Genomic DNA, 15,341 nt, shown 5'->3' with positions numbered 1-15,341 from the left:
TTTGATTGTAACCAAGTTTCATGCCGAGATGTAACAACTTTTACACTTATTTTGTGGATAATTTATACTTTTCCTGCCCATAATAAGATATTGAAACAAGGAGATATAAAAATGTTTAAGATAGTATCGGCCGCAAGTCTTATTTTCATTAGTTTTGTTGTTTGGTCTCATGCCGAACACGACAAACCTAGATACGTGTCAACAACCGGGGTTGACGAAGGTCGATGCGACAAAGTTGCTACTCCTTGTAAAACCATAGGCTTTGCCGCTGCTCAATCAAACAAAGGCGATATTGTCTATGTCGCCGCAGGTAATTATTACCTTACCGACGTTTCCGACATTTTTTACCTTACTGGTTCTCTTATAACCGTTAAGGGTGGTTACTCTCCTACTGATAAATATAAAAGTCAAAGTGTTACTAAAAACCCAACTTACATTCATGGTATTCCAGCGGAGTATCACCAAGTATTAAGCGATAAAGGTTTTAATCCTATTTCTGATATAAAAGCCATGTCAGAAGAAAAACGCATCGCACTAGATGCAAAAATATCGGCGGTGAAGGCTTTAAGCTTGTCACAAAAAGACATGGCCTGTGTTGATAACATGGCTGGCGACTTTCAATGCAACAATATGGATCTAGTTGCACACGTACCGCTAACTGCAATGAGCAGTACACCTGGTGCAGGAAACGATGTGTGGGGACACGTCGATCTTAATACCGATACTGAATATGCCTTAATTGGCGTGCGTAACGGTGTTGCTGTATTTGATTTAAGTGATCCTTCTAATCCGATTGAAGTCGGCACGGTTATTGGCGTAAGTGCCTCATGGCGTGATATCAAGGTCTATCAATATTACGACAAAGCAAATGTTCGCTGGGCCGCTTACGCTTATGTGTCCACCGATGGGGCCAATGGTGGCGTTGCTATTATCGACTTAAATGATCTGCCTGAGTCAGTATCACTAGTTAAAACTGATCGCAGTAATGCCAGAGCGCATAACGTTTACATATCTAATGTTGATTACACCACGGGCGTAGCAATTAACGACTATGTTTCTCGTTTGCATGTCATGGGCTCTCCGTCTTATGGCGGTGCCCACCGTAGTTATTCGTTGGCTAACCCTGAAAATATTTCTTCGGCTTATGTACCGTTAGATAAATCGCGAAATGATTACACACATGACGGGACCTCGATGGTGGTCACAGATGAACGCGCTCAAGAGCAATGTAATCAAGCTTCTAATTTATGTGATGTGTTTGTCGACTTTAATGAAAATGAAATGCGCCTTTGGGACCAAACAGTTCCTTCAAACACCACAGAGCTTGGTTCGGCAACATATCAAGGTGCGCAATACGTGCATTCTGGTTGGTGGAGTGAAGATAAAAAATACATATTTTTGCATGACGAACAAGACGAACTTTATAACGGCATCAATACCACCTTGTACGTGTTTGATGTGCAAGATCTTACGCAACCTACCTATAGTGGTTCGTGGGTAGGCAATACACGGGCGATCGATCACAATGGTTATGTTCGTGGCAATCGTTATTACATGTCGAATTATGAAAAAGGCATTACCATTTTAGATATCACCAACCCAATTGCTCCGGTTGAAGTGGGTAACTTTGATACCTTTCCGGTGAGTAATAACAATAGTTTTAATGGTGCCTGGGGAGTTTATCCTTTTTTACCAAGTGGATTAGTTCTCGCTAGCGATATTAATTCAGGGTTATATATTTTAACCGACAATACTCGTGACGTAGCAGCCGGTAAAATCCAATTAACTGAGTCATCTTATGCTGCGGAAGAAGGTAACGCGGTGACCTTTGTTGTTGAACGAGTTGATGGCGCAACTGGCGCGGTCAGTGTTGATTATGAAACATTACAACTGTCTGCCGATGGTGATGACTTTACCGCTTCCACTGGCACTCTTACATGGGCAGATGGCGATACGAGTAGCAAAGAAATAGATGTTCTTGTTACCTTAGACACAGACGATGATGAATTTAGAGAACGCTTTAAGCTTAAGCTTTTTAATGTGACCGGTGGCGTAACGTTGGGACAAAACAAATCAGCTTATGGCGTTATTGCAGGCAAAGGTAATTATGGTCAAATTGACTTTACTGACGAGGAAGTAACGGCTTTTGAAGGTCTTACCGATGCACAAGGCAATAATCAGCTGAGCTTTAGCTTAACGCGCTCTGTGAGTAATACAGGTGCGGTTTCGGTAACCGTTGGCGTAGCGCCAACTACAAGTGCCAATGCGACTAATGAATTGACGTTTATTAATGACACTGTCAGTTGGGACGATGGTGAACTGGGCTCAAAAACAATTACCGTTGCGGTAAATAATGACGATGAAGCTGAATCGCTAGAACAAGTAATCTTGTCAATCACATCAGCAACACCTAGTGATGCCAGTTTTGTGTCAGAAGTTTTAATTAACTTATATGATGACGACTCCAACATCGCGCCTAGTTTTGCTGTGAGCGGTGCGTCTGAAACACTTTATAGTGACTATTCGCTAAGCTCTCGCATTAGTAACGTAACTGATGATGCTAACTTCCCGCTCACATATTTATGGGAAGTTACGGCAGGCCCAGACGGAGCGACCATAACTGATACCGACTCAGCCACGCCAACATTTAATGCGACAGCAGTTGGCACTTATACCGTTAGAGTTACAATCAGTGATATTTTTAACGCATCAACCTCAGCTGAATTTGATTTGGTATTAGAAGCACCACCAATTATTGTTATAAAAACTGATGACACATCAAGTAGTGGCTCAAGTATGTCGTATTTATTGTTGTCATTGAGCTTATTATTGCTAGTTTTTAGAAGAACAAGAAAAGAATTGATTAAACATTAAGCAATTAATAACATAGAAGCAAATCAGGGAGTGACAAGCAATTTAACTTTGCTTATACTTCCTGCGCTTCATTAAGCCCCCTTAGCTCAGTTGGTTAGAGCATCCGACTCATAATCGGCAGGTCCCCTGTTCAAGTCAGGGAGGGGGCACCATTTCACTAAATACGTGAGATATAGTAAATAACTACTTACTATTCTCTGATTTACCGTGCCAATCGCTATAACTTCATAATTGATAATTTGATGCTGGCTGTTCAAGTTCACCACTATGAAACGCTCTTTGCTTTCATGTTTCAAATGCTTAAACACTTGATAGAACCACTGTCTTAGCTTCTTAGGTTGTTTTACTCGTTTCTTCTCTCCGGTAATACTATCGGTTACCTTTTATGGTTGCGAATATCCAGTAACATTCTAATCAGTTTGTATTTCAAGACAACAAAAAAGGCGATCATTTAGATCGCCAATTACGGAACGAATAACTTATTAATTATTCGCCACATTCTCTCCAGTTTTCACCATCCGTACTGCACTCATATAATATCGTTCCATCTGCTTGCTTAGTTGCTCTCTGCCAGTTGTTTTCATTATCGACATCAATTTGTACATCACCTTCTTCTTTACGTTTACGCCAATATGCAGTATCAATATTTACTTCATCTTCCCACTTATAAGGAGTTAGCACTAAGATATCTAACATCTGCTGGGCATCAAGCTCGTTTTTACCTTCAAATTCTTTCCACTCAGACAATTCCGTAAAGCGACTTTGCTCTGCTCTAAAGTAGAACTCTGCACTATATATTGATTCACTGTCTTTATATCTAAGGTTATAGTTTCTCTCATAAGGATTCGAAAAATCATCAAAGTTACAATTTTCAAACGAGTCAGCTAAAACATCTGAATCAGAACCATTACCTAACTCATAATGAATCCCATCAACATCAAAACTGACTCTTTCGTTTTTCGCGCAGCGGTATTTACCGTCAGAATCTCTGTACGCGTCCTTTCTAACACTTAGCCAGCCATTCTTATCTTGATCATTCCACTCTTGGCCTAACTCATGAAACTTACTGGTGATGAAGTCAATTTTATCCAGCTTGTTTGTATCTTGTAGTTTGCTAAATTCGATAAAATCTTCCGTTCCCAGAAATACGATTTCGTCACGATACCAGCCGTTATCAACTTGAAAATATTCATCTAACTCTGGGTTTCGATGCACAAATACTCGGATCTCAGCATTTGGGTAATCTGAGTATTGTTCTCTTAAGTCAGTTTTACGCTTGTAGGCTGCTTTTAGTCCTTTCATAATATCTTGCGCAGCGTGAAAGGCTTCAGAGTCTTTATCCGCAATAAAGTCAGCATACATTTGATCCGCTGATAGGTTGTAAAACTGAACTAAACCATTAACTGCATCTTCAATTTCTTGTTGTAGCTCTTGTACAGCTTGATCGTGATTTTTCAGGTAATGGCAATGTTTAGCGTTTGAGGCACTATCATTCGGGTTGTTACCTTTGTTTTGTGCAAATGGTGGATAACTGCGCTCAATCGCTTCCCATACCACTGTAGTTAAAGGGGAAATATTTCTGACTAAACCGTTAGTGAAGTCTTCTTCTGTGATTGGTTCAAAAGTGGGCTGCAATACAATTTGATAGGGTTCAGTTACTTCATGAGCTTCAACACCTTCATCTTCAGAGCCTTCATCCCATGCACCTGCTGGCACATCGACAATGATTGCAGAATATGTCAAACACTCAGCATCTTCTTCAGGAACGTCTAGAGTGTAATCGCCACCTTCTTCGGTGTCTTTTTGTGGCTCATTGGGTTCGGCTTTACCGTTACCATTGATATCCAAAAATACCGTTCCACCAACGATATAACCATCAATAGCTTTGCCAGTTACAGTTAATACTTTTGCCGTAGGGGTTACGGATTGATTATCATCACCTGAAGAACTACCTCCACAACCACTAAGAACTAAGCCAAATGCCAGTGATATTGCTAAAGTCACTTTACTTCTTATCATCTTCATTTCCTTTTAATGTTAATACCCAGTTAGCTTCCAACCTGTTGGTAAGAAAGAAAACATAGGCTTAACCATATGAAATAAAATGACTTTAAGTGTTCACTCCACCGACAATTACTTGTACATTACCGACGAATTACTTGCTCAACATTATTGAAATAAAATTGAGTGAAGTTCAATCTACAAGGTTGGAGGACACCCCAACCTTTTAGATACAAAACTATTTAATCTTGCACTTTAATCCTTTCATAAGGATTTGATACACTTTCAGAATAAAGAACTTTCCCTGACACTAAGTCTCTAATTTCTAAAGATAAGACCTGTCCCCTTCTACCACCGTTTTGCGCATGAATTTCGAAGTCTTTGGTTAGCCTAAATTCATATTCACTTGATTGTGCGAGTTCATTTGGAGTCAATGTTACGCTCCGGTTGCTTGTTCTGTAACTCAGGCTACCATCGTTCCCCAAACAAACTACTAGCCTGCCATAACCACAAGAAAGGGTGGCTATATACGGAAACTGTTTAGCTATTTGCCTTTTTTCTGCAAGCTCTTTTTGTTCTCGTTCTAACCTCTCAGCTTCTTTCTTCTCTTGATATGCAGTCACCCAAGCTTTGCTTTGAGTTTTATTGAGGGTAAGTTCAATTTTTTTATGTTGAGGATTAAATAACTGCGAGCTATGAGGGTCTTTGCTACGATAAGCTAAAACCACTCTCTTTAACGTTGCAGTAGTTAAGTCCTTGCCATAATCAAAAATCATAAAGGGGTGTGATTCTCCCAATTTCTTTTTAATTAACTGCGCGTCTTTAGCCTCCGTTGCTAATTTCAAACTGATAAGGTGCACTCCAGAGACTGATGTTAGTTCTATTGTGAATGTTTCCGAATCTGCATCGTATAACACGGAATCAACAACGACTTTACCCACTGACTCACTTAAATATTCGGCTAACTTTTTAGGCAACACTCGCTTTTTTTCCAGTAACGATTGGTTAAATTTTGCAAGTTCGGTTTTATTCCGTTTTTTATATTCTGTAGTAGTTTCAAACTCTCCTTTAACTGGAGGTGTAAACACTTGAGAGTTCAACTGATCTAAATAAGTAAAATAGGAAGTGGTACCAAAGTAAAAGAGTTCCTGAATACCCTGCGCATCGCCATGAGAGGAAGTGTTGGATTTATCTAAAACAAAAGACAATTCACCGGTTTTTATTGATAGTTCAAATCGCTTTTCAAACTTGCGTTTTGCTTGATTTTCTTTCTTCAATTTTGCTAACAGATCTGCTTCTTTTTGTTTTGCGAGTTGCGCTTTTTGCTTTTTTCTTTCTTCTCTGTTCTTCTTAGCGACTTTATATTCTGTCACTTGTTCGTCATATTGAGCAGTAAAGTAATTTACGCAATTTTTCACACTTGCTTCGTCAAAGTTTGATTTAACGTAGCTTTCTGAGCCTGGTAATTTCAAGTTTTTTGCCATTACGCTGTTAGTGACGAAACAAATGCCAGGCAATTCAACTCTAGGCGCCGAATAATTTGTATCTAAGGGATAATTAGCAGCTTGGTAAACAGAGCTTTCACACATTTTTTTGATAGAACTGAAGGCTTCTGCTTTAAATTTCGTAATATCGTTTGGAAATTTTTTTTGGGCATTTTTTATATCAGAATGAATACCCAATAAGTTCCTATATGTTGCTTTAGCTAGACTGTCTTTTTTGCATGCAGTTTGCCTAATTGATTGCATCTCTTTTAGACCAAGTTCATTTCTTCTTTTGTTACCTCTACGACAATAATTGTAACTAACTTTGGAGTTACAACTACATTGAGCCGATGCGTTATATTGGCGTTGGTAGCTCCAGTTGTTTCCACCGCCCACTTTGTTGGTACATTCAGCGTCCATTTCTTGATCAAACATATAATCATTCAGAGGAGAATGTTGATCAAAAACGTCCCCCGTGAACTCACCGCTAGTAATTGAACGTTTATAATTATCTAATGAAGCCTTCCTTTTTAACTCTGTATCCAGTTTGATTTTATTCATTTGTTCTGGAGACAGTTTTGGATTGGAAGTAGTATTGCAACCAACCAACGTCAATAAAAATATAGTAAATAGTAATCTCACAACTCACCTTATAAATTTAGTTTCTTTTTATATAATCTATATAAATTAATAAGTTATGCTATGAACGAATCCGACAGAAAGATGTACATTGCCGACTTTTTGCTTTGTCGGCCATGTATTTTACTTAGGTGACTGAGTTATAAACTCTTTTGGTGACTGCCCGAAAGCCGTTTTAAAACTTCGGCTGAAATAACTTGAAGAATTAAAGCCCACTAAATCAGAAGTTAACGAAATGGATTTACCTGCTAATAAGAGTTCCTTTGCTTTTAGCAATCGGTAATTTCGAATGTACTCGGCTGGCGTTTGGTTAAATAGTGCCTTTAACTTTCGTTGTAGCTGCCTTTCACTCATGGCAATTGAATCAACGAGCTTTTCGACACTGAATTCATTATCAGCATAATTTTTTTCGACTATTAGATTGAAACGCTCAATGAATTTTTGATCGCGCTCACTAACGATATTTTCAACGGGTTCATCATGATTTTGCTGAGTTTTAAATCTTAGCTTCTGGCGCTCTAGTGTATTTTTAACTTTTAGGAGTAATTGACGAGCTTCAAAGGGTTTTGCTATGTAGTCTACCGCCCCCAATTCGAGCCCTTTTAGTTCACTTTCTTCATCCGCTTTAGCTGTTAATAATATAGTTGGGATATGACTGGTATTATCATGCTCAGCAAGGGCTTTAACTAACGAGAAACCATCCATTTCTGGCATCATGACATCTGAGATTATCAAATCTGGAATGTGTTCAATGGCGAACTCTAATCCTTTTGAACCATTGACTGCATTGGAAACTTTGTAATCACTTGATAATAAATCAACCAAGAAGCCACGAAGTTCATCATTGTCTTCGACAATCAGTATTGATTGTTGTTCTTGATTGCTGGATGCTACTTTACCAGCACCAAGTTCTATTATTTGCCTTTGAGCTGGAGACTCTTGGTTGCTTTCTATGCAAAAATCATCAACCGTTAAAGTAAAAGCGACTGATCCTGTTTTACTTGAGCAGGTTATCTTCCAACCATTTTGGCTACATATATCTCTTACCAGCGATAACCCCAAACCAAACCCTTGCTCAGAATCGGATTGCCCTAAGCGTTCAAATCGATCGAATATTTTGGTTGTTTGCTCATATGCTAATCCTGAGTGTTGATTTTCAACAATGAGCTGATATTTACCATCGACCAGCATTGAATCGAGTTTTACCCAACCTCCAACACTTGTGTATTTCAATGCATTGGATAGCAGGTTTTCAAGTATCGAAACCAGATCTTCTTTATCTGCTTCTATGATTGCATTACTACTAAGATGTTGTTGTAGTCTAATCTTCTTTTGCTGCATCAAAGGCCCAAAGGCAATCACATAACGTATAAGTAAGTCATCGATATTAATAGGCTCAACTTGCTTTTCTTTTTGTTCAACTTTACTCAGGTGCAATATCCGCTCAACCAATCCAAATAATCGCTTGCCATTATTCTGAGCCAAATGAATAAGCTTTTGCTGCTGCTCAGTTAAATTAGGTTGTTGAGCTAATTGTTCAATTGGTGCATTGATTAAAGTAATAGGAGTTCTAAGCTCATGAGATATATTGGCAAACAGCTGATTTTTTAGCTCTAACGTAGAAGCTAGCTCAGCCGTTTTTTCATCAACTGTTTTCTGAAGTTGCGTTTTTTGCCTTAATAGAAAGCTTGTTCGATACCGATAATAACCATAGCCTGTGAATATCAATAATAAGAAATATAGGGTGAGTGCAATATCTGACTGATAATAAGGTGGGCTCACCAAGATATTTACGTTGCTTTGTGCGTTATTCCATTCTATTCCATCGTGTGAATATTGGAGTTCAATGCGATACAAGCCTTTTGCTAAACCACTGAGTTGAATACTGCTAGCACTACCATTATTAATCCACTTCCCTTCATTTAAACGATACCTAAATTGGCGTTGTTCGGGTTGAAAGTAATCATCAACGAAGTACTCAAGTGCTATCGTGTCTGTTGACGCCATGAACTCTAAACTAAGTGCATCACTAACTAATGCTTTGCTATCGGGTGAAATCCATCTCAAACTAGCGGCAGAATCACCTTGCACTAATCGCTCGGGAATAATTTTTGAAACACCATCAATGCCTGAAAAATACAGGCTTCCATCGACGCCAGTTGCAACACCTTTGGTATTAAACTCACTACTTTGTAACCCATCGCGTTTAAAGAATGCTTTTAGTTGATTCGTTGATTTGTTCCAACGATACAGACCATTAAACGTCGATAACCAAAAGATGTTTTGCGACTCCTTGGTTATAGCCTGTATGTAGTGACTTTTTAACGGTAACGGATAATGCTTAAACGTATCTGAAGATGGTTGATATTGATAAACTCCGTTGCTGGTGCCAAGGTATAGCTCTGCACCATCGACATAGAGATAGTACACAGTAACTTGGGGTTGGATTTCGTTTAACTGTAATGAGTAGTGATGGATCATATCCGTTTCGATATCATACCGATTCACCCCATTCATTGTTCCAACCCAAAGTTGGTTATTTAGCCCTTCAGCAAGAGCATATATATTGGCGTTTGCTTTAATGCCTCGTGCATCACCACTAACACCCACTTGCTTAAAATCGCCCTGATATTCATCCACCAGCGTTGTTAATCCACCACGCCAATTCGCAACAAAGATCTGGCCTTGTGTAGTTTCAACTACATCTAAAACTGCGCCTTCCCCAGCAATATCAGGTATTAGTTTGGAATGGTCATTATGTGAGAGCGTATTCAGTTCAGCATCAAGATGATATAAACCATCATTTGTTGCCAGCCAAAAACTGCCGTCATGAGACGGTTCTATTTTTAGGGTAAAGGCATCAAGCACTAACTCTGCTTTACCCAGCCGACCATCATCTGAAATTGGGTAGCGATATAAGCCACCAACAGCGCCAGTCCAGAGATAACCATTGTTGATCATTAATGAATTTATATCATCTGATAAAAGGCTATTTTGAGCCTGTTCTGAATACTGATAAGTTTGAATTGCAAAACCAATAGCAGGAATGGCTATCACACCACCTTGAAAACTGCCCAGCCAAATAGTTCCATCACGACTTATAAACACTGAGCGAACATCGCGGGTGATATTGCCAAGCTCATAAGGTTTAAGCATTGGGTAATTGCTGAACGTTTGGGTTTTAAATGAAAATTGGCTCAGACCATTATTGGTTGCAATCCACAGCGAATCTGCGCCTTCAGCCAAGTTAGGTACAGTCAACTGCTGATACTCTGGATTTGGGTTAAATCGTTCAAAGCACTCACAATCTGCTTTAAATCGGCTTAAGCCACCAAGTACAGTGCCAATCCAAATTTCGTTCTCAGTCGTATTAAACAATGTATAGACTGTATCAGAACTCAGGCTGCGATCATCATTCGAATCATGACGGAAGTAATCAAAGCGTTTTAACGTAAGGTCATAGCGATTTAAACCGCCACCCCAAGTCGCAATCCAAATATAATTACCTTGTCTTGCCAATGAACGAATTGATTTATGATTGGTTCCATTACCATTATCACTGACAGGAAAAGTCGATACCTCTTGCGTAGTTATGTTAACTACATTTAACCCATTATCTGTGCCTAACCATAGCTCATTACCTACTTTCAGCACTGATTGAATATTGTTGTGAGACAGACCTTTTGAGCTATCATATCTGGTAAAACTATCTGACTCTTTATGGTATTGGCTTATCCCATTATGGGTCGCTATCCATAGAGAATTGTCAGGTGCCAGATAAACTTGATTAATACTATTTCCCACCAAGCTATTTGCATCTGTCGGATTATAGCGGTATACCTTGAAATTCTGACCATCAAAACGGTTCAGCCCATCCTCTGTACCAAACCACATATAACCATCACCGTCTTGAGCAATGGTGTATACCATACTATTTGATAAACCATCTTCAATGTTATAGCTGGTGTAGTTAGGGTTCGGTAAAAATTGCGCGGCTGATGATGCCGAATAGATGAATATAAAAAGTAAAACCGTCCGTAGTAACGCCATAATCAAGTTAAGTTTTTAGAATTATTATAATGATAAGCAAATCATACTTTATTTCTTACTCGGTCTCATACACTTAACCGACACACTCATGTCGGCATCCGACAAAACACCAGAATATCGTTGTCTCAAACTCGAAACCACAACCCCAATTCCACCGTCAAATCGACACAGGGAGGGGCACCATTTCCCAAGACTCTTCCAGTAAGCATCCATTAAAATCCACTGAAAAATATTGGCAATTAATCGCCTAACTTTTCGCTTGTTTTACTTTCGTCATAAAATTTGGGCTTTCTTCAAAAATAGCGCGTACCTCTGAGCCACAAAAAAAGCCCGTTTAAGGGCTTTATTTATTTTGGATTAAGGATAGCTAATTGTTGCTACACTGACTTATCGTTCAAGTCTCCAAGTAGGGCGTTCTAGCTTGATGTCTTTACCTACCGCTTTAATGATAAGCGGCACTAGGCGTTCTTGATCTGGGCCAACTAGTGAAAAAACATGGCCATTGATGTCATTTCGATTAATAACATTTTGCTCTTCAGGCGCCGAACTAAAGTTAGACTTGTTCTCGTCAACGATTTGCTTAGACAACGTTTGTTGCATTTCTTTAGTCGCCATAGCTTTTTTAGTCGCCAGCTTGTTTGTTTTAGTCCTTGCGGTACGACCTACTCGGTGAAGGTAGTCGTTATTGTTAACTGGCAAATCAAAGTTAACCACATAATATAAATCATCAATATCGATACCACGCGAAACAATGTCGGTTGCAACTAGGTAGTTAAACTCACCTGTTTTAAAACCTTCTAGTCGTTGCTGACGCTTTTTTTGTGAAATGTCATTGTGAATACCCGTTGTTACAAAACCTTGTTCGTTTAATAGCTTATTTAGGTAGTTCACTTCATGTTTGCTATGCGCAAAAATCAATACACGTGTGCTGTCTAGACGTTTTAACAAGGCATATAAATGTTCGTGTTTTTCTTCACGACGAACGCGATACATAGTATGGACAATCTGATCGAGAGCGGGCTGTATATCGCCACCTTTAATCAGCTTCACGCGGTTTTGGTATTCTTTACTAAATTTGTTTAGTGCTTTTGAGTCCGTGGCCGAAAACAGAACTTTTTGTGCTTTAGAAGGCATTAACGCCATCATATGTTTAAGTTCGCTATGAATACCCATACTAACTAAACGATCTGCTTCATCCATTACAAAAAACTGAATCTTTTCAAGTGAGATTGTTTTTGCTTTTAGCATGTCCATTAAACGTTTTGGTGTTGCAACCAAAATATCGGTTCCGCGTTTAAAACGATTCGCTTGCGATTGCATTCTAACGCCACCAAAAATACTAATAGTACGAAGGCCTAGCCCTTTACCATATAAGCCAATCGATTCTTCAACCTGCAAGGCTAGCTCACGAGTTGGCACTAAGAACAATGCTCGGATCGGTCTGACTTGCTCTTCGCTATAATCAACCTGACTTAACTCTTGTAAAATCGGCAATAAATACGCCGCCGTTTTACCCGTTCCTGTTGGTGCAATCGCATAGGTATCTGTACCTGATAGGACCGCGCCAATGGCTTTTTCTTGGATGTAAGTAGGCTTACTGTAGCCTAATGTTTTGGTATTGGATTGAAGGGTTTTGTTAAGTCCGAGTTTTGCGAAAGATGCCATGATGCTCAATTGTTGACGAATAATGGTTTTATTATACCTCAAGTCTGCCGAATTGGTGTGCAAATTGCGCACGTAAATTTTTGCCACTTGCTTCGCTATATTGGAGTAACTATTTCTGTAATTGAATTAACTATATTTTCTGGTAAGTTAGCGTAGAAATAAATGATACGCCGATATCTAAAAAATCGATTGTTAGGCTTTTTATAACTCCGATTGCCTAGCGTATATTTAACTGGAGTTTTACTTAAAAAGGATTTACCCGTGAAAAACATTTTTGTTTTTGATTCAATGTTAACCCCTAAAATTATCACTTTTATTTATTGGCTTATGCTTTTAGGCTGTGTAATTTCCGGCTTGAGCGCAATGTTTACTCAATATGGTGGCGGATTTTTTGCAGGGTTAGGTATCATTGTTTTTGGTTCTATCGGATCAAGAATTTGGTGTGAGTTACTTATTGTTTTATTCAAGATCCACGAAAACCTAAAAACTATCGCGGAAAAGTAACAAACCGTATTTAAATCAAATGAGAGACTAAGAACAGCTGTTTTTAGTCTTTTTCGGTACATTAATTTGGCTTTTCATATTGAAGCTAAGACATATTAATAACGCTCAATATATAAGGAAAGCCTTTGAAAACTCTATTCATAGTTACCCTGATTTCGCTTCTATCGTTTACCGCCCATTCACTGGAGCAACTTCACGCATACCCGATGTCTGGATTGCAATTACATGCAACTAATAACGTAACAAAAGTCGAGGCTGACGGGCCAAACGTTCGATTTTTCCTAAAGAATAAAGAAATATTCGCCACTGCCTTTATTTTTAGAGACACAAAAAACCCATACCCCTTACTACAGGCCTTTTCTGAACAGTTTCTTAAAAGTGCATATGCTAATAACGACTATCAGGTATTTCAAAATAGCGAGATAGAAACTTCATTCAAAAATGAAACGAGTCAAGGCGTAGAATACATGCTTGATGTAGATGGAATGAAATGCGAGTTACTTTTGGCAAACGCCGTAAATAATAAAACTTATATATTCATTAACATATCAAACGAGAAAACAACTTCTAAATGTGAAGAGTACAGTGAGAAGCTAACATCCTTTGCGAAACAGATAACTGAAAGTATCACCATAAATGTCATCTAATAATATTTCGCTGATAACGACAAAAGTATTTTTGATTTTATTACGAAGTGGCTATGACTATGAAACTTGAGCAAAAAATCCCTCCGTTAGTTCTATTGGCCATATGTGCGTTGTGCATGTTTTTAACGAATCATGTTTTCGCCGATTTGAATCTGACTTATTCATTCAATTTAATTGGGCTATTGCTGTTTGGGCTTATTGGAATATCTTTCGCGTTAGCAGGTGTCGTGGCCTTTAAAATTCATAAAACCACCGTAAACCCAGTCAATACTAAAAATGTTTCCACGTTGGTGAATTCTGGTATTTATAAACACACTAGAAACCCAATGTATGTTGGTATGCTGTCGGTATTAATTGGCTATTTAATATATTTGGCCAACCCGTTAAATTTTGTTTTTACTGCTTTTTTTGTGTTGTATTTAAATAAATACCAGATCATCCCTGAAGAACAGTTTTTAGAGAAGCTATTTGGTAGTGATTTTATCACCTATAAAAAAACAGTAAGGCGTTGGCTTTAACCTTTAGAAATGGTGCTATTTTCTTCACTTTACTGCTTTGAAGTTTGCTATCTTTGTTCTTTTTCTTATTAATCGCTCGAGCTGTCTGGTCCGTTAGATTCGTCATTAAAAAAATTAGGGCTGCCTTCAAACAGATCTTTGTTCATTTCGCTGTTAAACAGTTTAGTGTCCATATCGAATTGACTAAATCCCAAATGTGTCAGTTTATATACTTCGGTGTAAGCATCGTTCACTATATCAAAAAGACCACGCATGGCTCTCTCCTCAAGTTTTACATTTCGGTTAATAGTTACAGCTGGTGTACTTTTTTATAAGAAAGAAACGTACCACTTTGTCTATTTTTTGTACTATTCTGTTTTATAAAGCTTTATAATTCGTAGTGCCTTGAGGCATCTGTTGTCGTTGCACCAATTTGATCAAATCTCGGATGTTTTTGCACCAAATAGGTTCGCTTTATTTCTATATTACTCATCTAATTAAAAAGATTGCATCTGCTCGTTATTTGATGATAGAAATTTAGATAAATTATAAACAAACGATTTAGGAATGCGGTAAATGCAAGATCCGGCTCATGGTAGTTTTAAAGTATGGCTAGAAGGCCACTTGGTTTATTGTGACTATGCGGAAGGGTTTAACGCGGCTGGCGTTAGAGCCATAACGGAAGAGATATTGCGCGTAGCTGCGCCTGTAACAAAGTGGGTTATGCTGCAACGGCCAGAACCGAGTGCTGGCATTACGTACGATGCCATAGAGTTAATGTACCAAGCTTATGTGCAACTACAGCGAGCGGGCTGTTTAGCTGTTGGTTTACATGAAAATAGTATTTACGTGCATTCAGGTCGATTTAGAAAGGATGGCGAACTTACCATGCCTATTGTTATTGATAAGGACATTCCAAAGCTGATGGACTTTCTAAACCAAACCTTAGCGAAAAATAAAATTTTTTAAAGCATCTCGAT

General features: G+C 38.6%; 10 protein-coding genes, 1 tRNA gene and 1 pseudogene. 6 read left to right on the top strand and 6 right to left on the bottom strand.

Annotated elements, in window-relative coordinates; genetic code table 11:
• Positions 1 to 111 precede the first annotated feature (111 nt).
• Positions 112 to 2,874 carry a choice-of-anchor B family protein gene (locus J9318_RS02000; protein WP_210560835.1) on the top strand — a complete coding sequence of 921 codons (2,763 nt, stop codon included), beginning with the start codon at positions 112 to 114 and terminating at the stop codon, positions 2,872 to 2,874.
• A 75-nt stretch (positions 2,875 to 2,949) separates the two neighbouring features.
• Positions 2,950 to 3,026 (top strand) — tRNA-Ile (locus J9318_RS01995).
• Positions 3,027 to 3,119: 93 nt separating this feature from the next.
• Here the strand turns inward: J9318_RS01995 and J9318_RS13990 are convergent.
• The 5 genes and pseudogenes from J9318_RS13990 to J9318_RS01970 form a co-directional block, all read right to left on the bottom strand.
• Positions 3,120 to 3,182 (bottom strand): annotated as a pseudogene (locus tag J9318_RS13990) (hypothetical protein); the annotation flags it as partial.
• 178 nt (positions 3,183 to 3,360) lie between these two features.
• On the bottom strand, positions 3,361 to 4,893 hold the full coding sequence (locus J9318_RS01985) for a hypothetical protein (RefSeq protein WP_210560834.1): 1,533 nt from the start codon (positions 4,891 to 4,893) through the stop codon (positions 3,361 to 3,363).
• A 224-nt stretch (positions 4,894 to 5,117) separates the two neighbouring features.
• The gene (locus tag J9318_RS01980) at positions 5,118 to 7,001 is read right to left on the bottom strand and encodes a hypothetical protein (RefSeq protein WP_210560833.1); all 1,884 of its coding nucleotides are present in this window, start codon (positions 6,999 to 7,001) and stop codon (positions 5,118 to 5,120) included.
• A 120-nt stretch (positions 7,002 to 7,121) separates the two neighbouring features.
• Positions 7,122 to 11,048 (bottom strand): hybrid sensor histidine kinase/response regulator transcription factor, encoded by a 3,927-nt coding sequence (locus J9318_RS01975; protein ID WP_210560832.1) that lies wholly within the window; start codon positions 11,046 to 11,048, stop codon positions 7,122 to 7,124.
• A 387-nt stretch (positions 11,049 to 11,435) separates the two neighbouring features.
• On the bottom strand, positions 11,436 to 12,800 hold the full coding sequence (locus J9318_RS01970; RefSeq protein ID WP_244731792.1) for a DEAD/DEAH box helicase: 1,365 nt from the start codon (positions 12,798 to 12,800) through the stop codon (positions 11,436 to 11,438).
• 174 nt (positions 12,801 to 12,974) lie between these two features.
• On the opposite strand from J9318_RS01970, the gene J9318_RS01965 reads away from it, so the two are divergent.
• The 3 genes from J9318_RS01965 (at position 12,975) to J9318_RS01955 (ending at position 14,382) form a co-directional block, all read left to right on the top strand.
• A complete protein-coding gene (locus J9318_RS01965) occupies positions 12,975 to 13,217 on the top strand; it encodes a DUF4282 domain-containing protein (protein WP_210560831.1) in 243 nt (80 codons plus the stop codon).
• A 125-nt stretch (positions 13,218 to 13,342) separates the two neighbouring features.
• Positions 13,343 to 13,864 carry a hypothetical protein gene (locus tag J9318_RS01960; RefSeq protein WP_210560830.1) on the top strand — a complete coding sequence of 174 codons (522 nt, stop codon included), beginning with the start codon at positions 13,343 to 13,345 and terminating at the stop codon, positions 13,862 to 13,864.
• Positions 13,865 to 13,923: 59 nt separating this feature from the next.
• Positions 13,924 to 14,382 (top strand): methyltransferase family protein, encoded by a 459-nt coding sequence (locus J9318_RS01955; protein WP_210560829.1) that lies wholly within the window; start codon positions 13,924 to 13,926, stop codon positions 14,380 to 14,382.
• Between the two features lie 68 nt (positions 14,383 to 14,450).
• Here the strand turns inward: J9318_RS01955 and J9318_RS01950 are convergent, their stop codons facing one another.
• Entirely contained in the window at positions 14,451 to 14,636 is a 186-nt protein-coding gene (locus tag J9318_RS01950; RefSeq protein ID WP_210560828.1) for a hypothetical protein, read from the bottom strand.
• Positions 14,637 to 14,937: 301 nt separating this feature from the next.
• Between J9318_RS01950 and J9318_RS01945 the strand changes: the two genes are divergently transcribed.
• The gene (locus J9318_RS01945; protein ID WP_210560827.1) at positions 14,938 to 15,330 is read left to right on the top strand and encodes a hypothetical protein; all 393 of its coding nucleotides are present in this window, start codon (positions 14,938 to 14,940) and stop codon (positions 15,328 to 15,330) included.
• Positions 15,331 to 15,341 lie beyond the last annotated feature (11 nt).

The organism is Psychrosphaera aestuarii (genome assembly GCF_017948405.1).
GTDB lineage: Bacteria > Pseudomonadota > Gammaproteobacteria > Enterobacterales > Alteromonadaceae > Psychrosphaera > Psychrosphaera aestuarii.
Note: the sequence above shows the minus strand (reverse complement) of the source record. Positions and strands in the feature narration are given on the sequence as shown.